A 23,889-nucleotide genomic window follows, 5' to 3' on the forward strand; every position below is an offset into this window, starting at 1 on the left:
GGGAAGCGAAGTCAAGTCGTCTGGGCGCTGATGGTGTCGCGGATGCGGATAGCGGTGCGATGACTGGCCAGACCCAGCATTGCGCTCGTCTGTTCGTTGGTGCGGCCAGACAGCAGCTGACGACGCGCGAAGGTATTGCGCAACACGCGCGGGCTCATGTCCGGCGCGGCAAAGCCGATTGCGTCCAGTGCGTCACGGACGATCGCGCCCAGGAGTACATCGTTGATCGGCTTGTCGTCTGTGCGCGGCGCGGGGAAAAGAAGCGCGCCGTCGGGCGACGGATGAAGCCGTTGCCATGCCGCAAGCGCGGGCGTCGAGAAAGCGGGAAGGACCACAGTTCTCTCAAGGCGTGCGGCTCGTTTCGGAACGGACACCTGCGGCCTTATCCCCTCGATGACGATGTCGCGCCATCGCGCGCCGCACAGTTCGGCCGCAGTGAGGCCCGCGCCTAGCAGCAGAGCTACGACCGCGCGGTTGCGGCACAGGCGGCCATCGTCGCCGGCGTCGGGTTGGACATAGCTTTGCAGGGCGGTGTCTGCGTCGGTATCGAGAAAGAGCGGTTCGGGCTCGTCCTCGGGCCACGCGGCCGAGAGCGCGAAGGTTGCCGCTGGATTGCTGTGACGCAGGCCGACGTCGACCAGATGGCGACACAGACGGTCGATCAGCTTGACGTAACGCAGCCGGGTGGTCGTCCCTGGTGCACAACGGTTTTCGACGTCGTCAAAGAACGACTCAAGGTGCTCGGGCCCAAAGGTCGCGAGTGCCACGCCGCGGGTGACCAGATGGCGCAGGAACCGGTCGAACATCGCCCTGTGCTGCACGATGGAACGTTGGGAGAACCGACGGCGGTCCGCGCCGGCCGCGTCCGTCGTCTGCCAATGCAGGTAGGCGGTATGCGGCTCCGCTGTCCACAGATGCGATTCGTTCATGGCATTCAGCACCTTATATACTGAAATGGCGTCATCCCTACGGCTGGCGAATCATCCGCCACTCAGCCTGCAGGAGGAGGGGGCTCTTCTCCCACCCTCATAGGTGTCATAGGCGTCGGAGATTGCACGCAGGCACTCGGCAGGACCGCCCTGGACGATCTTTGCCGCGCACGCGAGCATCAGGTTAAGGGGAAGCCCGAAGTCCTCAACCAGATAGCCACGTTCGCAGACATCGCCGAGCTGTGTCGCGCTGCATGGCACGCGCTCGCGCAACGCGGCGAGATCCTCCCGATAAGCCCAGATGGGCTTCCCAAGCGCAGCCGCAAACCCGATTTCGAACGCGGTGCCGCTGTCAGGTTCGCCCGCGCCGCGAAAGTCTGCCACGTTGGCCATGACGATATCCGCGCGTCCGATCGCAGCGAGGTTGGAGCGATAGATCCACGCAGCTTTTTCCTGCGGTGGCAGGTCCTCCGGCGCCAGTGCATCGATCGGGTATTGGCCCTCGAATCCGGCGTCCGCGCACATGCGCTGAAGCGCGCGACCGTAGTCGATTGCATCGACGCGGAAAACGTCGAACCCTGCGAGATAGATTCGGGCCTTTGCAAGGCCGTACTGCGCACCGCTCATTCGGTGATGAGGAAGCGTTCGAGGTCCTGATCCTTGAGCCAGCGCGGTGCGCGGCCGCGCCCGCTCCACGTTTCGCCGGTCTCCGGATGGCGATACTTCGGCGCCACCGGCACGCCGGCGTCTCTGCGACGCTTCCCAAAGATGTCTTCCGGCGTGAAGCCGAACTCCGCGACGGCCTCGCGCACCCGGTCGAGCGCCGCACTGGCCTCTTTCTTATGCGCTTCGGCGATCAGCTTTTCCAACTGCTCCTTCTGCGCAAGCAGGTCCCTATAGCGTTCCATTCGTTGAATTTTCGTTGGTTATGATGGACGATTCTACCAGGCTCCAGCTGCCGTCAAGTTCGCAGCCGGGCCACACCAATGAGCGCACGCTCGACATTCACTGCAACAGGTACTGATGAAAAGAATTGCTGTCCGCCGCTCGGGCGTTCACGGTCGCGGCGTCTTTGCACTATGTCCCATCAGGGAGGGCGAACTCATCCTTGAGTATGCCGGCACCGTCATGAGCTGGAAGCAGGCTATAACCCGCAATCGTCGTTTCGGCATTGAGGGGCACACCTTCCTTTTCGGACTATCCGATGGGCGGGTCATCGACGGTTCACTTGGCGGCAACAGCGCGCGCTGGCTCAACCACGCGTGCGTTGCCAATTGCGAGGCCGTTGAGTCCGATGGAAGAGTACACATCTATGCGATCTCGGATATCAAGCCGGGCGAGGAGCTTTTCATCACCTATGGACTCTCGGTAGAGGGCCGCCTGTCGGCAGCCGTGCGCGCGCAATACGACTGCCGCTGCGGTCACCATCGATGTCGGGGGACGATGCTAGCCTCTACCAGACGCTCGACCTAGCGACGTCGGCGGATCCCACCCGTTGCTTACGTTTCTTCTTTCGCAGGCAACACGGTTCGGTCGTCAAGCGCCGCCACCGCCCATCCGGGCTTACCCGGCGCGGTCTGGTGGCGCCGCGCTTCTCGCGGCACGCAGACGTTCACGAAGCAGGACCTTCTCGACGACCGGCAGATTCGCGGCGAGCTCGTTGCATTTCTTGTGGGCCAGCGCCAGATTGGCGAGCCGCGACGAGCCTCCGTCTTTCTCGGATAGCAGGTGTTCAAGCGTGACGTTTTCATCTTCGAGCGCGGCACCACAGTAAAAGCAGTTACTGCCGTCCCGGGCGCGTAAGCGTCCTTAGACGCGATGACCGCTTCTTCTGACTGGGATTAGGGGCATCTGGTGCTCTTCGTGCAGACGATTGAACTCCGTTTCCCAGTGGCCGCGTGAGCCTGATCGTCATCGGTGTCATGTGGACCAGTTCGGCCGCACCCTTCCCGATTAGAGCCGTTGCACGTTCAAGCGAGCAACTCGACGCCGCCACGCCAGCTTGATCCAATACCGAAACCGTAGACATTCCTGCTTCCGTTTCTATACCAGGCGGGCTACGCCTGCCCATCGAAAATCACCTCGCGACCCGGCGCATGGGGGCCGCGAATGGCATCGGTCATCCGCGACTTCCCAGCGCGCGTTCGATCTTCCGGTCCGTTTTGTATTGGCTTAGCGCATAGACCGACCAGATCGCAGCCGGAATCCAGCCAATCAGTGTGATCTGCAGCAGAAGGCAGATGATTCCCGCAAAGGGGCGGCCGATAGTAAAGAACTGCAGCCACGGGAAAACGAGAGCAAGCAACAAACGCATTTTGATCCTTGCGTGGTTAGGGTAAAAACTTGCCAGCGACTCGCTGGCCATTGGGCGAACGCTCGCCATAAAGCGGACGTGGACCGCACGTCAGTCAGCTGAGCGGGCAGGGTTGTCGCGTATGCAACGGAAATACTGCGGGTCTTCTTCCTCGAGACGCTCCAGTCTTCCGGTGGCGGCAAGCACGGCCTGCAACGGCACCTGATGCAACATCCTGTCATACTCGTTGACGATCGCCGTCAGGGAGTCGCAAAGCGCGGCAGACACTGACCAAGGCTCCGTATCCTTGCCTTCTTCCAGTAAAAGAACAATGCGCCGGCCAGTGTCGCGAATCATGTCCAACGATAAGGCGCCTCGCCCTTCGGCCGTCAGCATCTCAGTGAGCAGGATCGCCGACTGCAGGTTGAGCAGTGCTGTTTCATCGCGGTGGCCTGAGCGGATCGCCTGAAGGCCAACGCGGATATGCAGGACTATGCGGTCTGCCTCGGCGCGTGCAAGCGGTGACTTCAGCAGTCGCTTCTTTGTGGCCTGTTCGGCGCTCGCGTTGGCCAGCTTCCTGCGCTTTTTCGATACGGGCATTGATGTGTTGCGTCTAAGACTTAAATGCTGTTTTCGCACGTGCCTAAGGCGGGCACCGGCGAAGCAAGCGTTGCGATCAGCGTGTAGCCCGGATATTGTCTCCGCGCAGTCCCGGAAAACATCGCCACGGCAGCGTCTCCGTCGGCGGCGGCAACGATGGCGTGGATCGGCTTGATGACGTCCGTCGTTCCGTCCTGTCGCAATACGCCTGAGACTATGAACCGTGCTGGCTGCCGGACATGCCAGCCGATTTGCGCGCCGCGTTCTCCCGCAGAGGCGGGCGCTGAGCCTTGCAGACTGACGACAGACACGAACGAAGAACGGTCAGGGCTTTAACTGCTGCGATTTTCAGATGCTTGCTCATGCTTCGAGATTGATTGCGGTCGTGTCGCATCATAAACTCCTCGATGGGTGTCATTCCATCGTACAGGCGCGAAGGGGTTGTCAGGTTCGCTCCTTCGATCACACCTAGACCGTTATGCGGTGTCAGGGGACGGATGGGGCTCACTGGTTATCGGCGCAACAGCAGAAAACTGAATCCCGTCGAGCGCGGGTGTGCCGGTATGGAAACTGCTGTGACCACAATGGTCGCACCGCAACGCGTGCGGTTCTGCCCGTGAACAGGCGAAGGGGAGGAGCCATATGACTCGTCACGATTTCGTACGCCAGCTTGCAATGATGCTCCGCGATCTGCCACAGGGCACAACTGCAGATCTGAGCGACTGCATGGTCGCGTATTGGAACGGCTATTCGGTGGTCTTCGCCTTCCTGTGTGAGCGGGGTACAGGCGCCGTCGACGAGGAGTTCGACATGGACGATTACGTCTGGGAAGATTGGCGACCGGCCTTTGAACGCTGGGTGGCGGACCCGGTATTCAGCAGCCGTCCGGAAGTGAAGCAGTGGCTGATGGATGCGCCGCCTATGCATAGCCGGTAGCCGAATGATCGCCCCGATTCTCAATGGAGACTGGCATGTCGATTCTGGTGGGCACCGCTTCCTGGACTGACAAGACGCTGATTGAGTCCGGCGCCTTTTACCCTCCCGGCTGCAATAGCGCGGAAGCTCGCCTTCGGTATTACGCAAGCGTGTTCCCCTGGTCGAAGTCGATTCCTCGTACTACGCGATGCCGAGCGCGAGCAACAGCGCCTTATGGGTCGAGCGCACACCGCCAGGGTTCGTCTTTGACGTGAAGGCCTTCCGGCTGTTCACCGGCCACCAGACCGAGCCGCGGTTCTTCCCGAAGGATTTACAGGCCCATCTGCCGGACACTGGCAAGAAGAACCTTTACTACAAGGACATCCCGCCAGCGGTGCTGGATGAATTGTGGACCCGCTTTTTTGAGGCGCTGCAGCCGCTACATACGGCCGGCGAGTTAGGCTCAGTGCTTTTCCAGTTTCCTCACTGGATCACCGCGGCACCGAAGGCGAGGGAGCACGTTGAACACTGTGCCGAGCGGATGCACCCGTTTCTGACGGCGTTTGAGTTCCGCAACGAAAGCGGGCTGGGCGAGAAGCACCGCGAATCGACTATGGCCATGGAGCGGGAGCGAGGCATCGTGCATGTCATCGTCGATGCGCCCGAGGGAGTGACCAAGCGCGCGCAGACGGTATGGGAGACGACCTCGCCTGAGCTGGCGATCATGCGTCTGCATGGCCGCAATGCGTCGACATGGAGTGGCGCCGAGTCCGCTGCCGAGCGGTTCAACTATGAATACAGTGATCAGGAATTGCGCGAGCTTGCGCCACCGATCGCACAGATCGCACGGCGTGCAGCGCGTACGCACGTCCTGTTCAACAACTGCTATCGCGACTCGCGCAGCGCACTGCGGCAACGATGACACGGCTGCTCAACGAGACAGAAGTGTGAGCCGACGGGAACGCTTCGGCTGACCTCGACCTGACATCCGGGCAAGGCTGGACAAAGCGTCAGCGATCCGGGGGCCAACGCTAGCCTTTTCCCGTGGAGACCCCATTGGGTGGTCGGCTGGGCGAGAACCACGAGGACTGGTCTTGCTCATCCCCGCCCCGTCCCGCGTCCGACGTTGTGTTCTGCCTGACGGGCCGCCCCGACGTCTAATCGACAGCCGGGAGCCCCATGCGGCGGTGGCCGCCACCAGTGGTCAGAAAAGACGCCGCTTCGGGGGTCTGATCGACCGTGTGCGGCGCGGCGGGCGCGGCTATCCTGATGCGGTCTCTCAGGTTCTGCCACGGCCCTCGGAATTGGGCAGAATCATTCAGCCGACCCTCTGCCGTCGGCTTTTTTTCGACTGCGAGGTTTTTCCGAGGAATCGAACAAACAAGCCGTGATACGCTTGAAAAAGACCCTCAATAAATCTCTCTCTGAATACGTCACTAACCGATCCCATTCAGAGGCCGCATGGCACAGGCTGCAGCACTTCGACCGGCTCAAATCCGGCATCTACTCGCCGTCACGTCTGCAACATCGCGCCATCCTGAGCGCGATTGTCTCGTTCTCCTGCTAGGCCTTACGTGCGGAATGCGCGTCGGCGAAATTGCTCAAATCGAAGTTCAAGACGTGCTGTTTCCCTCGGGCGCGATCCGTTCAGAGGTGAGTCTTCGGGCGGCGATCACGAAGGGTTGTCGACAGCGATGCGTCTATTTCACGCATCCGAAAACAGTTTCTGCGCTGGAGTGCTATCTGAACCATCGCATCGCACGCGGCATGGGAACCGAACTAAGCGCAGAGCGTTTTCGCGGACTCTCGCCGTCAACGTGCCTGGTCCTTGCTGGCAAGGGCCGCAAGTTTGCGATGAACACCAAGCGGCGCATCAATGAGGCCGGGGAACCGGTTGATTACTCTGCGTGCGACAGCCTTCAATCCCACGTGACAAAGCTCTACAGGGATGCGGGGATACGCGGTGGATCATCCCATTCTGGACGGCGCTCGTTTGCCAGTAACCTAGTTGAGCAAGGGCACGATATCGAGACTGTGCAGCAGCTTCTAGGTCATGCGGAACTTTATGCTAGTGAAGAAGCAATAATATTTGTTGCTGTCTGTGAGGGAATTCTGGGAAGAACTCCTTTTTTTGCGCTAGGCCAATTATGGATATGCTAGTGCATAGTGTAATATCGAATGCATGGTTGAATTGGCCATCTATCTCATTCGTAGGGCAACCGAAGGGCGTCAGTCTGACTTCGGGAACCGATGAGACCGAACCCGCCGTAGTGTGGGCAAACGGTGCAGAAGTGTGGGCAACAGATCTTTGTTGTCCACACGGTCGCTAGGCGATCTGCACGGTTTGTCCATGCGGAGGCGGTGACGCGACGATTGGAACAGGCACAAATGAGGAAAGAGATCATGTCCGACGCGACACAGCTTCCGGCGAACCGCGCCATCGTGCTGCGCAACGCCACATGTGCTTACTGCGGGCGTCTCTTCGGGGTAGACCAAAAAGAGTCGAAGGAACACGTCATCGGTCGACGCTTCGTTCCAAAGGGCACTCTCGCAGGTCAGTGGAATCTGATACTGAACGCTTGCAACGATTGCAATGGCGACAAGTCTGATCTGGAGGACGATATTTCCGTCATTTCCATGATGCCGGATCAGTTCGGGCAGTACGCAATCGATGACCAACGTCTGAAAGACGAGGTGCTTCGTAAGTCCACCAAGTCGCAAAGTCGGCGTACCGGAAAAAAAGTCGCCGATAGTCAAGAGCAGATCACGATTGGGCACGCTTTCGGGTCCGGCACTTTAGCCCTTAACTTTACGGCACCCGTGCAGGTGGAGCAAGCCCGTTTGTATCGACTAGCCCACTACCATTTTCGTGGCTTCTTTTACTGGCTCACGTATCAACGCGAATCCAATGTTGGTGGCTTCATTCGAGGCGGATTCTTCCCATTGAGCGCATGCCGCAGGACCGATTGGGGGGCGCCGCGCCTCCGTTGGTTCATGGATCTCGCTCGGGAATGGGACATCCGCCTGTGTGCGATAGGAGCAGACACCTTCTTCAAGGCTTTAGTCCGCCGTGACCCCAAGGGTACTGAGGTCTGGCTATGGGCGTTTGAGTGGAATCATTCAATACGGGTCGTGGGTTTTGCCGGAAATGAAGGCGCTGTACTATCGTTGCTTGCAAGGGCGCCCGATCAGGCGACTGCCGTGCTGTCCGAAACAGAGAAGGAAATGATTCGTTTTCGCCCCGAAGTATCACTTCCTGAGGATCAAGATGACCTGTTCGCGACGTTTGCTGATTGGTGAGCTTTAACTCATGAGAAAGGCGACGCATGAAAATTCATGCGAGCGTGGATCCGGCAGAACTGGTTCCCCTGATGGCGGTCGCGCAAGCTCTAGATTCCAATGTCACTCTTTGGCTCGCCCCCGATTGAAGTGCACATTGGGCGAAAGCATGGAAATTAGATATTTTGGAAAACTGTTTTTGCAAGGCACCCCCCGCTTGAGATTTGATTAGAGGACTGGATAGATGCGAAAAGGTCGTGAACCGCGAGTTAAGCGATCCAAGGCTGAAACGATTGATGCGCTTCGATCGCAACTCGGATTGTTATCGAAATCGTGCTGTGACTTTGATGAAGGTGATCGGGACGAGATAGTACGTATCGCACAGGCACTCCGCGTTATTCTCAATTCCAGCGGCCGCGATAGCGTATCTCTGGCTGCCCAGGTGGGTGCGACGCAGTGGAGATTTATCGATAGCTCGGCTCCGTTTCCTGAAACAAATCAGGCGACTTATTCTGGGCTGATGTACGTACAGATCGATTTCGGTGCGAAGCCACCGGCAATGCGACCACTCCCTGTGTTTGACAAACAGCCCAGAAGGCTCGTCCGCTTTGCGGACTGGTGGGCTGTTTCGCCCGTCATTTGTGACAATACGAGATCCAAATTTAATCGTCGACAACTAGTTTGCTGGATGGCAAATGAAGACGGTGGAAGCCATGTTGATCCAGGATTAACGGCTGCATATCACCATTTGTCGAGAGGTAACGCGTTAGGGTGGTCTCTTCAGATGCCCGGCGCGGAGCCGATACCGCTTATGGGCTCGATCGACGCGTCGATTCGTCAGATTGCCCATGAAGCTCTGCGAACATTCCAGCGGCGGCATCCTGAGCTCTTGCATGGTGTGCGCTACGAAATGTACAAGGAGACTGCTACGCAGCGGCCGGAGCCACCTGCGCCGTAGTCGTGGACCGCAAGATCAAGGTGTTGCATCTCTACGCTGGCCAAAACATCTCCGGGGGATCGCGTGTCGTACTATCCAACCTATTCTGAGCACCTGGTTGCCCTCGCACGAGCCTATGACCGCGCAGCTTTGGCCGTCCGCGCGTCGAACTGGCATCTCGCCAGTTTGCGTGATGACAGCGAATTCTTCTTCGCGGGCGACGACAGTCTGTCAGACTGGACTCGCGTGCGCATCGAACTGCTCGAAGACCAGTTACCAGCGATGGCGTCAGTCCTCAACTTGATGATCGTCGCTGAGAGTAAGCCGTGGTTCGATATCCCTGCCTCAAGCGCCGCAGAGGTATCCATGCCAGCGGAGATTGAAAAGCTTCTGGAAGACCTCGTGAAGGAGAGGTTTCATTACCAGGAAGACCTCAAGGACGACGCCGTCGCCAGCATGGCCGATTCCATGACCGATAACCATCTGATCCTGTTCGAGGGCGAAGGCTACCTGATTCCGCGCTCAATCCCGACGAGCTTCATCGAGATCTGGTGGCGGCGCTACTGGTACAGGTCCTATCCAGACGGCTATTACGAAATGGCTATGGTCGAAAATCCGGCCTACGGTTGGGATTGCTATGGCCACGAGCGGTAAGCATGGCGTTTCGGCGAGAAACGGCGCGCTTCCACACGGTCGTGCACACGCTCGTGCAGCGTGCCGGGCGACCGGACACCCGAATATATGTCCTGTATCTGCTGACTGGTAAAAGTGGTGCGCCTGAGGCCATGTTGCCTCTGGTCGAATTTGTTATCGAGCACGGCCGCACGCGGTCGCTCGCGTGGCAACGGGAACTGGCGCGAGCCGTCGGGCTACTGGTGGACTTCCTTCACGCAAATGCCGAGCATTTCCGCAACGAGCCTAGCCGGCCGCAAGTTTTGGCGGCATTCGCTGACGCCCTTGTGGGCGGGACGACTGACGCAGCCGGATCGGACCAGTCAGGACTGTATTGGGAGCCGCGATCGGTGTCACGCGCGACGACGCTCCTGAACGCGGTGACGGCCTTCTCTGATTGGCTTGTGAATCGCTACGCGACGACCGCCCTGAATCCGTGGCGTGCAGCGTCGGTCGCCGAACAGATCGCATACTGGCGGCGTTTTGAAAAGCGCCGCGCGCACTCGTTACTGCGCCATACGATGGATCGCGTAGATCATCTCGACGCGGCAAAACGGGCGAGAACGGTACCGATATTGCGCAAAGCAGTGCACGCGCATACTTCGGCACCCAAAGTCTTTCCGGACGCCTCCTTCGTGAACCTCATCACGGAAGGCTTCGCCGTTCCCGGCACAGACAGTGCGTTGCCGTGGTACGAGCGGGTCAACGTTCGCGATGCAATGATCACGATCCTGCTTCACGGAGGTGGTCTTCGGGAGTCAGAGCCGTTCCATTTGTTTGTGAGCGACGTCGCAATCGATCCCCTGTCCCCGAGTCGCGCACTCGTGAAGCTATTCCATCCTGAGCAAGGTGCTGCCCCGGACGATTTCCTTGACCCGATCTCTGGCAAGCGCCTGCAAGGCGATCGCGAAGCATACCTGCGCACGAAGTGGCGACTTGAGCCTCGCAACCTGGTGCATGGCCGGTTTCACGCGGGATGGAAAGATTTGCAGCTGACTGACCAGAGGGAAAAATACGCGTTGGTTCACTGGTTCCCGAGCTTCTGGGGTGAGGTCTTCCTGTTCCTGTTCCGCACCTACATCACCAAATTTCGCTCCCGGCATTACTCACACCCGTACCTGTTCGTCAGTCACAAAGATGCGGTCGCCGGTGATCCGTATACCGTTGACTCGTATCGGCAGGCGCATGCAAGAGCCGTAAATCGGATTGGGCTGCCAGTTGGCAAAGACTTCGGCACCACACCACACGGGCACCGACATGCGTTCGGGCAAAGTCTGGTGGCGGCAGGCGTAGATAAGCAGGTTGTCCAGCACGCACTGCACCACAAGTCCATCGAGTCCCAGGCCACCTACACCGTGTCGACACCTGAGGCCGTTGACAGCGCGCTCCGCGCGGCGGAGACGAAGTTGCGAGGATCTATTGCACTCGAACTAATTTCTTTAGGGCGGAAGGCTGAATGAACTTCAGGTCAACGTTTTGCCAGACCGATGAGTGCGACGACTGCGTGTCGCCGATCACCGGGCGGAAGCTGAAGATAAACCGTTCGACCACAAAGGTCCTTGTTGATCCGGCAAAGGTATCTGAGGTCCCCGCCATAGCGGCAGAGTGGATCGAGGCCGTTCGATCACCTGACGTGAAACTGAAATTCCCCCACAGGGAGATATCAGCGGCCATACGTGCGTTTTCTCGCATCGAGTCCGTGGACGATTTCGCGCAGAAGCTGGATACCCTGATGGACGTTGGGACCGCGTGCGAGAAAAGACCTGGGCAAAAGAATCACATCTATGGATGGCTACTTCGCCTGTGGTCGCATGGCGTTATAGCCATCCCGCGTGATTTCCCGTTCAAGACGAAAACGTCGCTCAACCCGAACGAATTCATGACGCGCGGGTTTCAATGGCTGGGCGACATCCAGAATGCTTACGGAGGGAAGAACCGAGCCTCAGTCGTCGCTACCCTATTTCGGGTGGCTGGCCGCACGCTCGGTGTGGTCGAGCCAGGCGACATTACTCCGGAGACCATTGCCCGGGTGGAAGGTGCCGAAGTGCGGCGAGCCTTGGCCTTCATGGTGTCGCCGCTGTTGCTTGTGCAACGAGACATCTACGGCGCGAAAGTCACACATTCCAGGCTTTCGTGGGGACTTGGCCGTGCCAAACGCAAGACCGGTATCGACCGGACCTTCGCGTGGGCCATACAGGACGATCCAACGCTGTCCGTCTGGCAAGGCACGTTCACTGACTGGCCGGGAGACCAGCGGCAAGGGCTAGCACTGCGCACGCATATGGCCGAACGGGCGTTACAGTACCTGGTCGATAACCCTCATCTTCCCCGGACTGTCGAGGCCTATTGCAGCCGAAAGACCCCGATAAATCCGTGGTGGGCCGAGTGGGCCGACAGCCAGGTCTGGGCGGTCAGCAGTCGCCGCAATTACACGAACTATCTTGCCGATTTTTTTGATTGGTACCTTACTACGGCACTAACCAGTGAGGATGATTTTGGGTGGCCGGTACTGAGCCCGGCGCACTACAACCCTATTACGCGCCTCAGTAGTCGGGCGCAGCAAGCGGAGACCCATCGAGAGGCACTGCCGCTCCGGTATTTGCACGAGCTGATGCGAATCATCGCTGACGATGACTATGCGTGGCCGAAGACGATCAGGGGAGACTACTTCATGTGGAAGGACCCCATGACCGGCGAGTTCTCCAGGCAATGGAATCCTGTGAGAGCGTACGCAATTCTCATCAAGCTCATGTTGCCGCTGCGAACTTATCAGGTTCGCATGCTCGACTCAGGTGAGGCGGATTCCGAGCGACTCACAGGCAAGGTCTGGACCTCGAACGGCGGGCCATTCACGCCCAAACGAGGTCGAAAAACAAGGGTGCGACGTGGATTTCTACGGAAATTCTCCGATTCTGTGATGGGGCGCGAGTTCACAGGATTTTTCATCAACACGAACAAGACTGCCGATGCAGGAAAGGACCAGAACGATCGCGGATACGAGATTCCGTGGCAGCACGACGACGTCATTCGAATTGCCGCGGAGTTGCGAGAGTGGCAAGAGAAGTTCAACCCGCTCATAGGCCCACTGCCGTGGCAGGCCATTCATGACAGGACCGTGCTGCGTTCGTACACGCCAGAGATGCTGAGAATGCGCGAACCGGCATGCTTCCTCTTTCGTGATCCCAGTTCGGTCTATCCGTCGGAGCCGGTTCTGGACTCGCGTCTTCAGGTTTTTTGGGCACAGCTGCTCAGAGAGCTTGAATCGCGGGTCCAGTCACGCGGCGATCGGCTCGCAAATGGCGAAGTTATCCGGTTCGTCACGCCACAGTCAGGGGCGAACTGTCGCGCGAACTACGATTTGCACACGCTCCGAGTCTCGCTCATTACCGCGTACGCTACTGAGGGTGGCGTCCCCATCCAGATTTTGTCCAAGTGTGTGGCTGGGCATGCGACGATCTTGATGACTCTGTATTACAACAAGCCGGGGCCAGCGCACGTCACCGAAGTCCTGGCCGAGGCTCAGCGAAAAATCCAGCAAGACGAGAGCACCAATTTTTTGCGCTTCTTGCAAAACGAAGAGGTGCGAACCGCGAGTCCTTTGGTGATCGCGAACGATGTGGCCGGGAAATCGGCGCTGGAGAGAAGCGCGCCCGGATCGTGGGTCGTTGGGGATATCGGCATTTGCCCGGTAGGCGGAAGTCTTTGCCACCAGGGCCGCCCTCGGAGCCCAAAGGGCGGGGACCGGCAGAATTATTCCCCGGTCCCGGGCGGTTCCAAAAACTGTGCACAGTGCCGATTTTTCATCACCGGCCCTGCGTTCTTGCCCGGACTTGTGGCCCGATTCAATGCGGCCGGAGTGTCGCTGACGACTACGGCAGAGCGATTGCGCCAGCACGAGGACCAGATTGTCCAGCTCGAAAGCGCAACGTTCGATGGACAGTCACAAGAGCATTCTGGGCAAATAGGTCTTGCCTATGAACGTCGCGATCGTGTCCTGGATGAAATCGATGCGATCGCCCATACGTGGCACGCACTCTATCGCTTGGTCGAACGGTGCAAAGCGGCAATGAACGCCGAAAACACGTCAGAGGACGGCAAGCTGGCCTTGGTGCTAAGCGGCGGAATTGCCGACCTCCGCGCAGCACTGGCCGAGTGCACGGAGTTCGAGCTTTACGATGCCGTCTGCCAGCGTGCAAATGTCTACCCGAACGAAAACGTGCTCGTTTCCAACCTTCGGCGAGGCCGCCTGCTCGATGCGCTGCTGTCGCGCAACGCACGGGCGGCGGTTTTCGCATCTTTATCGGAGACAGAGGCGCTGGCCGTGGGAAACCAGTTTGTCGAGTTGCTGATGGCGCGCGTTGGGCGGGCCGACACCAATGCGCTTATCGAAGGGCGTTTGCTGCTCGACGAGTTGGGGATGACTGACGACGTTGACCGGCTACTTCCGAAATCGGCTGCGACGCCAGCCCAGCTCCTCGAACTCAGAAAACGGGCTTAGCAATGGCAAAGACTGATCTGACTCAATTTCTTGAAGCCCTTTGCGAGGGCGTTCATCCCCGCACGGAAGCGTCGCTACGACTGATTTTCGCAATCTGTCGAGAACAGGAAGAGCGCGGCAGCGCCGACTACTCCGTTGCAACTATCGGTCGGCTGTCTGCGGAACGTGGCGGGCCGAGCGCGCCGGCCATCCGCAACAAGACCGGCGAGAAATACCGTGCCCTCATCTCGGCCTATGCCGAACAGGCCGGAGGACAGAAAAAGAAACGGGCTGTATGCAGGCCATCGGTGTCCGAGGAGCTGCTGGAGGGGATTGCCGATCCGGTTCTTCGCACCCGTATTAACCTGCTGCTCGCTGATCTCGAAGCAACGCGTGCGCAGTTGCTTGCGGCTCGGCATATCGCCGCGCAGAAGGCCGTTCTTGTGCTCAGTGATGGGACGCAGCCTCAGGAGCACGTAGCAACGGCGAATGAGCCACCGATTCTGACCACTCAGGAGCGGAAGGCGCTCGCAACCGCGATTTCCGATAAAACCCTAGACCACTGGGGTTGGACGATCGACAAGTCCGCTCGCGTCTTGACCGACAGCGGGCAGGTCCTGTTCGGCGTCGGGTTCGTGTCGGCTATCCGGAAGATCGTCGGATAGGTTTGTCGTCAAATATGAGAATAATATCTGCCGAACCTTGCTACGCTTGAATTGTGATACCGAGTACTTATAAAAACGGAACTGGAGCTTGTTCGGCCGTATCTGGCCGTGTCCGACAAAAAGCTACGACAGATGTTTTGCGAAGTGTTACGAGGGCCATTTGGCGCTTGCGAGGCATTGAGTTTCGGCGCGAAATGCCGTTAAACCGGGTAGCGATTTATGGGGCCGTCCCGCGAGCCGCGTGTAGACTCAATGTAGATACAAAACGCTTGCCTTTTTCATGGCACGTGTCTACAATGGATCTACATTTGGAGCGAGATATGGAACTCAAGATTCAGAAATGGGGCAACAGTGCCGCGGTCCGGCTGCCAACTGTGTTGCTGGAGCAAATTGGCGCGTCGGCGGGTAGCTCGCTGAACGCCGATGTGCGGCCCGATGGCGTGTTGCTTACGCCCGCTCGGCGCAAGTATTCGCTGGATGAACTGGTCGCGCAGTGCGACCAGAAGGCTCCGCAACCGGCTGATCTTGCTGCGTGGGTCGAAGCCAAGCCTGTGGGGCACGAAGCATGGTGAGGCGCGTCAAATTCGAGCGTGGCGATATCGTGCGAGTCAGCCTGAATCCGACGATGGGAAAGGAGCAGCAAGGGGATTTTCGGCCCGCGCTCGTTCTCTCGCCTGCTGCGTTCAACGCGCTCGGCGTGGCGCTCGTTGCGCCAATTACGCAGGGTGGAGAGTTCGCACGATATGCCGGATTTGCCGTGCCGCTCTCGGGTTCGGGCACTGAAACGCAGGGTGTGGCGCTTGTGAACATGGTTCGCACGCTCGATCTTGATGCGCGAGGTGCCCGCAAAGTCGAGCGCGCACCGGTCGAAGTTATCGAAGACGCGCTCGCGCGCCTGCAAACGATTTTGGAATAACGGGAAATTCGCCGCCGCGCGCGGCACTGGAAAACGGATATGGCAACGCCTGACGAAATGCTTTCTAAGCTGGTCGAATCGGTGCGGACCGCGCACGACGCATGGGAAGCCGACGAGGCTCTGAAATTCGCGTCGGGCTACGTGCGCGCTTTGGATGACTTTGCTCTTATCACGGCGGATCAAAGCGCAGCGACGCGGAAGTTGCTTCTCGATACTCGGCAAGCGTGGAGTGGCAAACCGCGTATTCACGCGTAGCGACCGGAAAATCAGGAAAACCATGTTTGCTGTTCTAAAACGGAAGCCAACGGCGCGATTCTGGGTGATCTCAACACTTGTCGTTGTAGGAGCGCTCGGCTGGCTTCTTCCGGCCTCGGCTATGACGAGCAAAGCCATGTTTGCCGTAGGGATCTTGGGCGCTTACCTCGCAGTCGATTCAGCAAAGAGAAGCCCCCAACAGGGAAGCTAGGAAAGCTATGCACGGCAAAAGAGATTTGGTCAGGACGTTCAAGCTACGTGGTTATGAGATTCCGGCCGCAAACGCGCGTGTGTTCCTGCACCTTGCTGGCATTTTGGTGGTTCCTCTTGCTTGGATCGGCGCGGCGTGGCTGTGGTCGCCTGAGAGTCCACATCGGCACCGTCTAGTGTTGTGGGCTTTGTGTTGGGCCTTCGTTTGGATGGTTTTCTTTTATGTACGCAATATCGCTGTGAGAGAGGAGGTACAGCAAGGGCTTCACGACCCGCTGTACGGCCCGCATCTTATGCGGATGCGCCAGAGGGAGTTCGATCAAAGCAAGGCGAGGAAGCAACTTAACGTGTTGTATGTCATAGCCTTCGCCGTCGTTGCGGCGATTGTTGGACTTCAGGCGATCGGGATTGACCCTCTGCCGCATCTTTCTAAACGGCCAGTTATGCGAATGTCACTGGAACACTCCGGCCGCTAGGCCGATGGATAGGAAAATGAGGTAAAAGCGTATGCCCGTCTGGCTTCAGGTGGTGCTCGGCCTTACAGCACCGATGATCGCTGCGGCTGGTGCATTTGTCGCTTTTCAGCAATGGCTCTTGGGTCGGCGCGGGCTGAAGCATGACCTGTTCGATAGGCGCTGGGCAGTATATGCGTCAACGAACGATGTCATCGCAGCACACTTGAGCGGCAAGGCTGACGAAGCCAGCGCTTGCCTGGAGAAATAGCTACGCAGTCGAATGGATGCCGCATTTCGTCTGCCCGAAGACACGAACGCCTTTCTGGCAAACGTTCTCGGAGAGGTCACGAAGTATAGGGACGCGCGCCGTACGCTGTCGAAAGCGACGACGGACGGACCGGACAGGGCTGCTGCTGAGAAAGAAGTTGCACGAGCGGAAGAGGGGTTGTGTCGCGATAAGAGAAGTGAGGCACGCGCGTTCCGGCATGAATAGGAATGCTTACATGATCAGCGAATAGAATTTCTCTGCCGCAATTTTGATATCGCGCTTGTCCTGCATTTGCCCTTTGCGAATCATGTGCATCAGCTCAATGCCAGACAGAATGATGCGAGCACACCGGAAACTCTTGAAGCCCATCATCGGCTTGACGATGCGTTTGACGGCTCGGTGATCCTGCTCGACGATATTGTTCAGATACTTGTTCTGCCGGATCCTGATCGGCGTCTCGCGCTCGGTGTTGAGCGTTTCGAGCGCGGCCAGATTGGCGCCACTCTTGTCCACGGTGACAGTTTCGGGCTCGCCGTTCTGAGCGATTGCCTTCTCGAAATACCGGCGCGCAGCAGCCTTGTCACGATGGGCGCGCAACAGGAAATCGACGGTGTTGCCTTCCTTGTCGACGGCCCGATACAAGTATTCCAGTGGCCTTTGACCTTGACATAGGTCTCGTCCATGCGCCAGCTCCTGCCGACCGGGCGCTTGATTCGGCGAAATGCCTTTTCGAACAAGGGGACGAGCTTGATGACCCACCGGTGAACGCTCGAGTGATCGAGCTCAATTCCCCGCTCGGCCATCATTTCCTCGAGGTTGCGTAGGCTCAATGAGTACGCCACATACCAGCGCACGCAAAGCAGGATCACGTCCAGTGGGTAATGCAACCGCTTCAGTACCTTGCCGACGCCATCAGGCAGCGTCTTGCGCGGTATTTTCTTTGTATCACCCATTGTGGTCGGCATCGGTGTCGGGCCACCGATTTTACTGCAGTAGCTTATTACGACACAGCCCTAGTGAATAACGCCGCGATCATAGCGCGGCAGTCCCGGCTCGAGGATCTCGGCTTCGAGCGAATGCAGCGTATCTTCGCCGTCAACTCGATCGGTCCGATTCTGTGCGCGCAGCAGGCCGTGAAGCGCATGTCCCACCGTCACAATGGGCAGGGCGGCGTGATCATCAACGTATCGTCGGCCTCGGCCCGGCTCGGCAGTCCCAACGAATACGTCGACTACGCGGCGTCGAAGGGCGCGCTGGAAACCTTCACGACCGGTTTCGCCAAGGAAGTCGCGCGCGAGGGAATTCGCGTCAACTGCATTCGCCCCGGGCACATCTACACCGAGATGCATGCGAGCGGCGGCGAGCCGGGACGGGTGGATCGCGTGAGGGACTCGATTCCCATGGGACGAGGCGGTCAGCCTGAAGAGGTTGCGCGAGCGATCCTCTGGCTGGCGAGCGCCGAGGCTTCCTTCATCACAGGTACGTTTCTTGATGTCACCGGCGGGAAGTGAGCGTTCTGCCACACGTAGGCGCTTTGATCGCTCGGTGTTGTCTCGCTTCCCGATAAACGTCGCTAAAGTCATTCCGAACACGGAAAAGTACTCGTTTGCGCTTTGGTATATCCATAGCGCAAACAGTTGGTTCCCCGTATGGCATCCACTCGATAACGTCGGCTGCTTTGTGAAGAGCATCTATCCACATCAGATGTCCGGCGGCCGGTTGCAGCGCGCAATGACCGCAAGGGCGCTGTGTGCGTCGCCACACGTGATCGTGTTCGACGAGCCGACCACCGCGCTCGACGCCGCGACCCGCGATCCTTATACAAAGCGGCTATTGAACGTCTCCATGCTGGCCCGCGAGCCCAACGCCGCGGTGCCTGATGTTCGGCCCGCGTTGGTGGTCGAGGCAACCTCGGCGCGTTATCGTGACGGCGCACAGGTGCTGAGCGATGTTTCGTTCTAAGTGCATGCGGATCGCACGCTCAAGCTCGAGCGCTGCGTTCGGTCCTGCATTACCCGCGTCGAGGTCGACTGAAAGACATGGAAACCAACGTTTCGCAAAAATCGTGAAACGGAGGCACAAATGAATTGGCGGCCTCAAATCTGAAGTGCAACACCACTACACCTCGTCAATGGGCGATCGGCCGCTTCTCCAGCCAACGTGTAATCTGCGAGATCGGATAACAGTAACCAAAGAAAATCACCAGTGTGGCGACATACGTGAGCACGGTAAAACTCGAACGAGCCACCGTGCTGCTCGCAATCTGGGCAGTGTCGATCAGATCGTGAATGCCGACGAGCGAAGACAGCGCCGTGCCCATCGTGATGATCGCGTAGACGTTCATCCACGGCGGCAGCATGCGCCGTACGCATTGCGGCAGCACGATATGCAGCAGGATTTGCGTACGTGAAAAGGCGAGGGACCTCGCGGCCTCCCACTGGGTGGTCGGGATGGAGGCCACCGCGCCGCGAAATACCTCCGCGATGTTCGCGCTCGCCGGCAACGCGAGGGCGAGCGTCACCTTGAGCCAGTCGGGGAATGGCAGGGTCGTGCCGAGTACGGTGAATTCGAATGGAAACACGTACGTGGTGAAGTAGATCAGCACCAGCCACGGCGCGTTGCGAAACGCCTGCACCCACAGTCTCGCGGCGCGCCCAACGAACGAGTGGGACAGCGCGAGTGCACCGATCAGAAGACCAATGATCGAGCCGATTGCAACGGCGCCCAGACTGATCAGCACATTCAATGCAAAGCCGTGCGCGAGAGCGGGCGTCCATTCGACGAACCGTGCAATGGTTTCACTGCGTGAGCCGGATTCGGGTGCGGCAGCCCACAGCAACGCGCCGACGATCAACACGCCAAGCGCTGCGGCTGCGCCCGATGTCAAGCCGCGTGTGAGGGAGTTGCCGCGCGCCGCGTCTTCGCGATTCGCCATGATTTCAGGCAACGTGGACGTGACGATTGTTTTAGGCGCCATAGCCGGGAATCCATAGACGGCGTTCGAGCCAGCGGCCCGCGAGGCTGACCAGCCAGGTCAGCAAGCCAAAGAACAGCAGGATCAGGATCATCAGCGCGAGCACGTTGTCCCGCTGCGTCCAGATCATGATCGACTGATAGGTAATGTCGCCGACCGCAATGGCCGACGCGAGCGCCGAGGCCTTCACCAGTTCGACAAAATTATTCACGAGCGCCGGCAACGCAGTGCGCAACGCAAGCGGAAACTCGATGCGCCAGAAGCGCGTGGCGCGGTCGAAGCCAAGCGATGCGGCCCCTTCGAGCGTTTGCGACGGCAGCGCATCGAAACCGGCCCGCAGCGCTTCCGCATGGAACGCGCCTTTATGCAGCGACAGCACCAGCACGACCCAGAAAAACGGCTTGAACGGATTATCGACATGGCTCTCGCGCAGCCATTGCGTGATCAGCATGTTCAGCACGAGAAACGCGCAGTACAACTGCACGAGCGTCGGCGTGTTGCGCGTGAGTTCGACGAACGCGCGCGCCGCGCCCGCGACCGAGCGGTTGCTGCCGCGCAGGGCGAGCAGCAGAAGAACGCCGGCGAGCGCGCTGCCGAGCATGGTGGATACGACGATCTCGATGCTCACCAGGATGCCCTGCAGAAACGGCACGCGCTCATAAGCGTCGAGCAGGAAGCGGAAGTCGAGCCCGGCATGCGCGGTGACGTCGATCAGCGCGCGAAATGTCGTCGTCACGCTCATTGCTCCGCAGGCAACTGACGATGCCACTCAGCCAGTGCGGGCGAAGCCGGCGTGAGCCCGTTCTTCGCTTCCTCGTCGATCAGCCAGCCGCTCTCGTGCCAGTCACGAACAATCGCATCGAGTTTAGCCGCCGTGTCCTTTTCGCCTTGCCGCACCCAGATCACGGACGGAGCGGGTTCGAGCTCCGGTTGAAGGGTCCGGTAATCGCGCCATTCCGGATCATGCTGCTGTAGCGGATAAAGCAGTGGTGCGGCGTCATGCACTGCCGCGACACAACTGCCGCCGCGTAAAGCGAGCAGCGATTGCGACGCGCCGGGGAAGGCGCGCGGAATCGCGCCGTATTTCTCCACGACCGGCCGGATGTAGCTGCTGCCCTGCGAGATGCACACCGGCTTGCCGCGCAGATCTTCCCATTTTGTAACGCCGCTCGATTTCGGCGTGATCGCCGTGCCGCCCACGCGATAGTAGGGCGTGGGCACGTGCTCGAGAATTTCGCCGCGTTGCGGGTTGTATTCCATGTTGGCGATCAGAATGTCGACCTTGCCCTGCTGCAGGAACTGCACGCGGGTCGAAGGTTGTACCGACACCAACTGGACTTTTACGCCCAGCCGTTTGCCGATGTCGTTCGCGAGATCCACGTTGATGCCGCGCGGCTGCTGGGTTTGCGGATCGAGCGAGCCGAACGGGCTGCCGCCGATCAGCACGCCGACGGCAATTTCGTGCCGGGAGTTGATCTTGTCCAGCGTCTGGTCGGCATGAGCCGCTGAGCTCACGGCTGCCGCGAGGGCGGCAGCGATCAGCGCCGGGCGTGCGAAGCGTTTGAGTCGTGCCGCTTTCAGTAATGTCATGAGCGATCGGATGAATGGTGTGAGGACGGGCGCGTAAGCTACAGCGAAGGCGCCATTGCAGCCGCATACACTAGAGCAAGATTGGCGCAAAACAAACGAAATGAATCTGCTAAGCAAAGCGCGCGGACGCTAAAGCATGGCTACGAGCGCTGCCGCGGGTTTTTTGCTGACATAGCAGACCACTAGATAAGGTTTCGCATATTCGTTGGTTCGCGAATGTCTTTTGTGTTCCTAAAATCATCTGCTGCTGGTTCGGTGGAACTGCGCCGGGATGCCCCGCTTGCACGCCGCCACTAACCACTCGCATTCACGACAGGACACCCAACGAATGACGAAACTGATTCTCTCCGAGCGCGCGGCGCGCATCGGCATCGCGCCCAACGCTGCGGCCAAGGCACGCGCGCAGGCGCTGGCCGCAAGCGGTCGAACGGTCGTCGAGCTGACCTCGGGTGAGCCGGATTTCGACACGCCGGACTGGATCAAGCAGGCCGCCATCGCCGCGCTGGCCGCCGGAGAAACGAAATACACCGCGCAGGCAGGCACGCTGGAGCTGCGCAACGCGATCAGCGACAAGCTGGCGCGCGAAAATGGCCTGACGTACCCCGCCGCGCAGATCATCGCGGGAAATGGCGGCAAGCATGTGATCTACAACGCCTTTGCCGCGACGCTTCGCAGCGGCGACGAAGTGATCGTTCCCGCGCCTTTCTGGCAATCGTTCCCCGCTATGGTCGCGATCAACGACGGCACGCCGGTGCAGATCGCGGGGCTGCGTGAAGACGGTTACAAGCTGACTCCCGCGCGTCTCGAGGCGGCGATCACGCCGCGCACGCGCTGGCTGATTCTGAATTCGCCGTCCAATCCGTCGGGCGCGGTGTATGGCGCGGATGAGTTGACCGGGCTTGCAGCCGTGCTGCGCCGTCATCCGCATGTCTGGATTCTGCTCGACGAAATTTACGAACACATTCGTTTCGACGACGGCTCGCGCGAACATTGGCTGACGCTTGCGCCCGATCTGGCGGATCGCACGCTGATCGTCAACGGCGGCTCCAAACCTTTCGCGATGACAGGCTGGCGTATTGGCTACGGCGCCGGTCCCGTCGAACTGATTCGCGCGATGACGATCGTCCAGTCTCAATCCACCTCGGCGCCTTCGTCGATTGGTCAGGCTGCGCTCGCCGCCGCGTTGCGAGGCGATCAGCGGTTTGTGCGCGAGTCGGTGCAAGCCTATCGCGAGCGGCGCGATCTGCTGCTCGACGCGTTGGCGGACATCAAAGGACTCAGGTGTATCGCGCCGCAAGGGGCATTTTTTGCCTTCGTCGATTGCAGTGCGCTGATCGGCTCGACAACCGCGAATGGCCGCCACATCCTCAGCGATACGGACTTCGTCGAATACCTGTTGTACGACCATGGTCTCGCGGTCGTCGACGGCACGTCGTTCGGCATGCCCGATCACTTCCGGCTTTCGTTTGTCGCTGAGCGCGGCGCTCTCGTGGAAGGCGCACGGCGTCTCGCGACGGCGGTCGTCGGACTCACGCGCCGCAACGCTGTCGCACGCGGTTCCGAAACACTATTCACGGAGGCGGTATGAACCGTATCGCACTGGAAGAACACGCGGTGCTCGCGGCGGTGCCGCCGGCCGCCGCCGATAGCGACGCGCCGCAAGCTGGCCGGCAGGGCGGCGGCGCTTTGCTTGCGCTGCGCGACGTGCATCTCTCCTACGGCAGCACGGCGGTGCTCAAAGGTATCGATCTGTCCGTTCAGCGCGGACAGGCCGTGTCGATCATCGGACCGTCCGGCTCGGGCAAGTCGACGATTCTTCGCTGTATCAACGGACTGATCGCGCCGCAAAGCGGCGACATTCACGTCGACGGAATCGACGTGCGCGCGCAGAAGACCGACGCCCAACGCATTGCGCTGCGCAAGCGCATCGGCTTCGTGTTCCAGCAGTACAACCTGTTTCCGCATCTGAACGTGCTCGAAAACCTGACCATCGCGCCAATGCGCGTGCTCGTGCGCAGCCGTGCCGAAGCCGAAAGCGACGCGCACGCACTGCTCGCCAAGGTGCGTCTCGCGGACAAAGCCCGTGCGTATCCGGGTGCATTGTCCGGCGGCCAGCAGCAACGCGTGGCGATAGCCCGCACGCTGGCAATGCGGCCCGATCTGATCCTGTTCGACGAAGTCACTTCGGCGCTCGATCCGGAAACGGTAGGCGAAGTGCTGAATGTGATCGGCGAACTCGCGGACGAAGGACAAACCTGCGTGCTGGTCACGCATGAAATGCGCTTTGCGGAGGACATTAGCGACGAGGTGTTCTTCACCGAAGGCGGCGTGATTGTCGAGCACGGCAGCGCCGCCGCGATTTTTGGCAACCCCGCCAACAACAGAACGCGGCTCTTCCTGCAACGCGCCCGCGGCGAGGACCGTGAAGTCCGTTCGCGGCGCCGCGTCTGACGA

The 23,889-nt window shown here is 59.5% G+C and carries 25 protein-coding genes and 4 pseudogenes; 19 read left to right on the plus strand and 10 right to left on the minus strand.

The window, feature by feature from the left end; translation table 11 throughout:
• Positions 1–11 precede the first annotated feature (11 nt).
• Genes ACFSNN_RS32020 through ACFSNN_RS32030 form a run of 3 tightly spaced genes read right to left on the minus strand, consistent with a single transcriptional unit; the run spans position 12 to position 1,837 of the window.
• Positions 12–929 (minus strand): tyrosine-type recombinase/integrase, encoded by a 918-nt coding sequence (locus tag ACFSNN_RS32020; RefSeq protein WP_134466450.1) that lies wholly within the window; start codon positions 927–929, stop codon positions 12–14.
• Positions 930–980: 51 nt separating this feature from the next.
• Complete coding sequence (locus ACFSNN_RS32025) at positions 981–1,556, minus strand: nucleoside 2-deoxyribosyltransferase (RefSeq protein ID WP_134466158.1); 576 nt, start codon at positions 1,554–1,556, stop codon at positions 981–983.
• Entirely contained in the window at positions 1,553–1,837 is a 285-nt protein-coding gene (locus tag ACFSNN_RS32030) for an H-NS histone family protein (protein ID WP_134466159.1), read from the minus strand. The genes ACFSNN_RS32025 and ACFSNN_RS32030 overlap by 4 nt, the downstream gene beginning before the upstream one ends.
• A 115-nt stretch (positions 1,838–1,952) precedes the next feature.
• On the opposite strand from ACFSNN_RS32030, the gene ACFSNN_RS32035 reads away from it, so the two are divergent.
• Positions 1,953–2,402, plus strand: coding sequence for an SET domain-containing protein (locus ACFSNN_RS32035; RefSeq protein WP_134466160.1), 450 nt, complete (start codon positions 1,953–1,955; stop codon positions 2,400–2,402).
• 90 nt (positions 2,403–2,492) lie between these two features.
• On the opposite strand, the pseudogene ACFSNN_RS32040 reads toward ACFSNN_RS32035, so the two are convergent.
• From ACFSNN_RS32040 to ACFSNN_RS32050, 3 genes and pseudogenes are all read right to left on the minus strand, one after another.
• Positions 2,493–2,696: pseudogene (locus tag ACFSNN_RS32040) on the minus strand (HNH endonuclease); the annotation flags it as partial.
• A gap of 352 nt (positions 2,697–3,048) precedes the next feature.
• Positions 3,049–3,243 carry a YqaE/Pmp3 family membrane protein gene (locus tag ACFSNN_RS32045; protein WP_027780555.1) on the minus strand — a complete coding sequence of 65 codons (195 nt, stop codon included), beginning with the start codon at positions 3,241–3,243 and terminating at the stop codon, positions 3,049–3,051.
• 90 nt (positions 3,244–3,333) lie between these two features.
• Positions 3,334–3,822 (minus strand): hypothetical protein, encoded by a 489-nt coding sequence (locus tag ACFSNN_RS32050; RefSeq protein WP_134466161.1) that lies wholly within the window; start codon positions 3,820–3,822, stop codon positions 3,334–3,336.
• A gap of 642 nt (positions 3,823–4,464) precedes the next feature.
• Between ACFSNN_RS32050 and ACFSNN_RS32055 the strand changes: the two genes are divergently transcribed.
• The 14 genes and pseudogenes from ACFSNN_RS32055 to ACFSNN_RS32120 all read left to right on the plus strand — a co-directional run bounded on the left by ACFSNN_RS32055 (position 4,465) and on the right by ACFSNN_RS32120 (position 16,871).
• Complete coding sequence (locus ACFSNN_RS32055) at positions 4,465–4,758, plus strand: hypothetical protein (RefSeq protein WP_134466162.1); 294 nt, start codon at positions 4,465–4,467, stop codon at positions 4,756–4,758.
• A 35-nt stretch (positions 4,759–4,793) separates the two neighbouring features.
• Positions 4,794–5,688: pseudogene (locus ACFSNN_RS32060) on the plus strand (DUF72 domain-containing protein).
• Positions 5,689–6,198: 510 nt separating this feature from the next.
• Positions 6,199–6,897, plus strand: a complete 699-nt coding sequence (locus ACFSNN_RS32065; protein ID WP_134466163.1) for a tyrosine-type recombinase/integrase — start codon at positions 6,199–6,201, stop codon at positions 6,895–6,897.
• 243 nt (positions 6,898–7,140) lie between these two features.
• Complete coding sequence (locus ACFSNN_RS32070) at positions 7,141–8,037, plus strand: HNH endonuclease (protein WP_134466164.1); 897 nt, start codon at positions 7,141–7,143, stop codon at positions 8,035–8,037.
• 223 nt (positions 8,038–8,260) lie between these two features.
• Positions 8,261–8,974 (plus strand): hypothetical protein, encoded by a 714-nt coding sequence (locus tag ACFSNN_RS32075; protein ID WP_134466165.1) that lies wholly within the window; start codon positions 8,261–8,263, stop codon positions 8,972–8,974.
• 63 nt (positions 8,975–9,037) lie between these two features.
• Positions 9,038–9,607 (plus strand): hypothetical protein, encoded by a 570-nt coding sequence (locus tag ACFSNN_RS32080; protein ID WP_134466166.1) that lies wholly within the window; start codon positions 9,038–9,040, stop codon positions 9,605–9,607.
• A 2-nt stretch (positions 9,608–9,609) separates the two neighbouring features.
• Positions 9,610–11,085 (plus strand): gamma-mobile-trio recombinase GmtY, encoded by a 1,476-nt coding sequence (gmtY, locus tag ACFSNN_RS32085; protein WP_134466167.1) that lies wholly within the window; start codon positions 9,610–9,612, stop codon positions 11,083–11,085.
• Entirely contained in the window at positions 11,082–14,123 is a 3,042-nt protein-coding gene (gene gmtZ / locus ACFSNN_RS32090) for a gamma-mobile-trio integrase GmtZ (RefSeq protein ID WP_134466168.1), read from the plus strand. Before gmtY ends, gmtZ begins: the two co-directional genes overlap by 4 nt.
• 2 nt (positions 14,124–14,125) lie before the next feature.
• A complete protein-coding gene (gene gmtX / locus ACFSNN_RS32095) occupies positions 14,126–14,767 on the plus strand; it encodes a gamma-mobile-trio protein GmtX (protein ID WP_134466169.1) in 642 nt (213 codons plus the stop codon).
• Positions 14,768–15,087: 320 nt separating this feature from the next.
• Entirely contained in the window at positions 15,088–15,339 is a 252-nt protein-coding gene (locus ACFSNN_RS32100) for an AbrB/MazE/SpoVT family DNA-binding domain-containing protein (RefSeq protein ID WP_134466170.1), read from the plus strand.
• A complete protein-coding gene (locus ACFSNN_RS32105; protein WP_134466171.1) occupies positions 15,333–15,683 on the plus strand; it encodes a type II toxin-antitoxin system ChpB family toxin in 351 nt (116 codons plus the stop codon). The genes ACFSNN_RS32100 and ACFSNN_RS32105 overlap by 7 nt, the downstream gene beginning before the upstream one ends.
• 39 nt (positions 15,684–15,722) lie before the next feature.
• Positions 15,723–15,938, plus strand: coding sequence for a hypothetical protein (locus ACFSNN_RS32110; protein WP_377689906.1), 216 nt, complete (start codon positions 15,723–15,725; stop codon positions 15,936–15,938).
• 218 nt (positions 15,939–16,156) lie between these two features.
• On the plus strand, positions 16,157–16,624 hold the full coding sequence (locus tag ACFSNN_RS32115) for a hypothetical protein (RefSeq protein ID WP_134466172.1): 468 nt from the start codon (positions 16,157–16,159) through the stop codon (positions 16,622–16,624).
• 31 nt (positions 16,625–16,655) lie between these two features.
• Positions 16,656–16,871: a hypothetical protein gene (locus ACFSNN_RS32120; protein ID WP_134466173.1), complete on the plus strand. Its 216-nt coding sequence runs from the start codon at positions 16,656–16,658 to the stop codon at positions 16,869–16,871.
• Positions 16,872–17,102: 231 nt separating this feature from the next.
• On the opposite strand, the gene ACFSNN_RS32125 is transcribed toward ACFSNN_RS32120, so the two are convergent.
• Positions 17,103–17,824 (minus strand): IS6 family transposase gene (locus ACFSNN_RS32125; protein ID WP_134466174.1). Its coding sequence is split into 2 segments (ribosomal slippage): positions 17,103–17,518 and positions 17,518–17,824, totalling 723 coding nucleotides; the frame shifts between segments, so codons are not numbered across the junction.
• Between the two features lie 60 nt (positions 17,825–17,884).
• Between ACFSNN_RS32125 and ACFSNN_RS32130 the strand changes: the two are divergent.
• Both ACFSNN_RS32130 and ACFSNN_RS32135 read left to right on the plus strand, forming a co-directional pair.
• A pseudogene (locus ACFSNN_RS32130) lies at positions 17,885–18,382 on the plus strand (SDR family oxidoreductase); the annotation flags it as partial.
• Positions 18,383–18,563: 181 nt separating this feature from the next.
• Positions 18,564–18,683 (plus strand): annotated as a pseudogene (locus ACFSNN_RS32135) (ATP-binding cassette domain-containing protein); the annotation flags it as partial.
• A 316-nt stretch (positions 18,684–18,999) separates the two neighbouring features.
• Here ACFSNN_RS32135 and ACFSNN_RS32140 read toward each other — a convergent pair.
• The 3 genes from ACFSNN_RS32140 to ACFSNN_RS32150 are packed head-to-tail and all read right to left on the minus strand — an operon-like array spanning position 19,000 to position 21,435.
• Positions 19,000–19,806 carry an amino acid ABC transporter permease gene (locus ACFSNN_RS32140; protein WP_166799472.1) on the minus strand — a complete coding sequence of 269 codons (807 nt, stop codon included), beginning with the start codon at positions 19,804–19,806 and terminating at the stop codon, positions 19,000–19,002.
• A gap of 31 nt (positions 19,807–19,837) precedes the next feature.
• Positions 19,838–20,587, minus strand: a complete 750-nt coding sequence (locus ACFSNN_RS32145) for an amino acid ABC transporter permease (protein ID WP_134466176.1) — start codon at positions 20,585–20,587, stop codon at positions 19,838–19,840.
• A complete protein-coding gene (locus tag ACFSNN_RS32150; protein ID WP_134466177.1) occupies positions 20,584–21,435 on the minus strand; it encodes a transporter substrate-binding domain-containing protein in 852 nt (283 codons plus the stop codon). The genes ACFSNN_RS32145 and ACFSNN_RS32150 overlap by 4 nt, the downstream gene beginning before the upstream one ends.
• Before the next feature lie 328 nt (positions 21,436–21,763).
• Between ACFSNN_RS32150 and ACFSNN_RS32155 the strand changes: the two genes are divergently transcribed.
• Both ACFSNN_RS32155 and ACFSNN_RS32160 read left to right on the plus strand, forming a co-directional pair.
• Complete coding sequence (locus ACFSNN_RS32155; RefSeq protein WP_134466178.1) at positions 21,764–23,023, plus strand: aminotransferase class I/II-fold pyridoxal phosphate-dependent enzyme; 1,260 nt, start codon at positions 21,764–21,766, stop codon at positions 23,021–23,023.
• Positions 23,020–23,886 carry an amino acid ABC transporter ATP-binding protein gene (locus ACFSNN_RS32160; protein WP_134466179.1) on the plus strand — a complete coding sequence of 289 codons (867 nt, stop codon included), beginning with the start codon at positions 23,020–23,022 and terminating at the stop codon, positions 23,884–23,886. Before ACFSNN_RS32155 ends, ACFSNN_RS32160 begins: the two co-directional genes overlap by 4 nt.
• The last annotated feature ends 3 nt before the right edge of the window (positions 23,887–23,889 follow it).

Origin of the sequence: Paraburkholderia dipogonis, assembly GCF_042680985.1 — a bacterium.
Classification (GTDB): domain Bacteria; phylum Pseudomonadota; class Gammaproteobacteria; order Burkholderiales; family Burkholderiaceae; genus Paraburkholderia; species Paraburkholderia phytofirmans.

What these genes read in the sequence shown, in the direction of transcription:
- ACFSNN_RS32020 (WP_134466450.1), bottom strand. Translation starts at nt 929, where the DNA reads ATGAACGAATCGCATCTGTGGACAGCGGAGCCGCATACCGCCTACCTG.
- ACFSNN_RS32025 (WP_134466158.1), bottom strand. Translation starts at nt 1,556, where the DNA reads ATGAGCGGTGCGCAGTACGGCCTTGCAAAGGCCCGAATCTATCTCGCA.
- ACFSNN_RS32030 (WP_134466159.1), bottom strand. Translation starts at nt 1,837, where the DNA reads ATGGAACGCTATAGGGACCTGCTTGCGCAGAAGGAGCAGTTGGAAAAG.
- ACFSNN_RS32035 (WP_134466160.1), top strand. Translation starts at nt 1,953, where the DNA reads ATGAAAAGAATTGCTGTCCGCCGCTCGGGCGTTCACGGTCGCGGCGTC.
- ACFSNN_RS32045 (WP_027780555.1), bottom strand. Translation starts at nt 3,243, where the DNA reads ATGCGTTTGTTGCTTGCTCTCGTTTTCCCGTGGCTGCAGTTCTTTACT.
- ACFSNN_RS32050 (WP_134466161.1), bottom strand. Translation starts at nt 3,822, where the DNA reads ATGCCCGTATCGAAAAAGCGCAGGAAGCTGGCCAACGCGAGCGCCGAA.
- ACFSNN_RS32055 (WP_134466162.1), top strand. Translation starts at nt 4,465, where the DNA reads ATGACTCGTCACGATTTCGTACGCCAGCTTGCAATGATGCTCCGCGAT.
- ACFSNN_RS32065 (WP_134466163.1), top strand. Translation starts at nt 6,199, where the DNA reads ATGGCACAGGCTGCAGCACTTCGACCGGCTCAAATCCGGCATCTACTC.
- ACFSNN_RS32070 (WP_134466164.1), top strand. Translation starts at nt 7,141, where the DNA reads ATGTCCGACGCGACACAGCTTCCGGCGAACCGCGCCATCGTGCTGCGC.
- ACFSNN_RS32075 (WP_134466165.1), top strand. Translation starts at nt 8,261, where the DNA reads ATGCGAAAAGGTCGTGAACCGCGAGTTAAGCGATCCAAGGCTGAAACG.
- gmtY (WP_134466167.1), top strand. Translation starts at nt 9,610, where the DNA reads ATGGCGTTTCGGCGAGAAACGGCGCGCTTCCACACGGTCGTGCACACG.
- gmtZ (WP_134466168.1), top strand. Translation starts at nt 11,082, where the DNA reads ATGAACTTCAGGTCAACGTTTTGCCAGACCGATGAGTGCGACGACTGC.
- gmtX (WP_134466169.1), top strand. Translation starts at nt 14,126, where the DNA reads ATGGCAAAGACTGATCTGACTCAATTTCTTGAAGCCCTTTGCGAGGGC.
- ACFSNN_RS32100 (WP_134466170.1), top strand. Translation starts at nt 15,088, where the DNA reads ATGGAACTCAAGATTCAGAAATGGGGCAACAGTGCCGCGGTCCGGCTG.
- ACFSNN_RS32105 (WP_134466171.1), top strand. Translation starts at nt 15,333, where the DNA reads ATGGTGAGGCGCGTCAAATTCGAGCGTGGCGATATCGTGCGAGTCAGC.
- ACFSNN_RS32110 (WP_377689906.1), top strand. Translation starts at nt 15,723, where the DNA reads ATGGCAACGCCTGACGAAATGCTTTCTAAGCTGGTCGAATCGGTGCGG.
- ACFSNN_RS32115 (WP_134466172.1), top strand. Translation starts at nt 16,157, where the DNA reads ATGCACGGCAAAAGAGATTTGGTCAGGACGTTCAAGCTACGTGGTTAT.
- ACFSNN_RS32120 (WP_134466173.1), top strand. Translation starts at nt 16,656, where the DNA reads ATGCCCGTCTGGCTTCAGGTGGTGCTCGGCCTTACAGCACCGATGATC.
- ACFSNN_RS32140 (WP_166799472.1), bottom strand. Translation starts at nt 19,806, where the DNA reads ATGGCGAATCGCGAAGACGCGGCGCGCGGCAACTCCCTCACACGCGGC.
- ACFSNN_RS32145 (WP_134466176.1), bottom strand. Translation starts at nt 20,587, where the DNA reads ATGAGCGTGACGACGACATTTCGCGCGCTGATCGACGTCACCGCGCAT.
- ACFSNN_RS32150 (WP_134466177.1), bottom strand. Translation starts at nt 21,435, where the DNA reads ATGACATTACTGAAAGCGGCACGACTCAAACGCTTCGCACGCCCGGCG.
- ACFSNN_RS32155 (WP_134466178.1), top strand. Translation starts at nt 21,764, where the DNA reads ATGACGAAACTGATTCTCTCCGAGCGCGCGGCGCGCATCGGCATCGCG.
- ACFSNN_RS32160 (WP_134466179.1), top strand. Translation starts at nt 23,020, where the DNA reads ATGAACCGTATCGCACTGGAAGAACACGCGGTGCTCGCGGCGGTGCCG.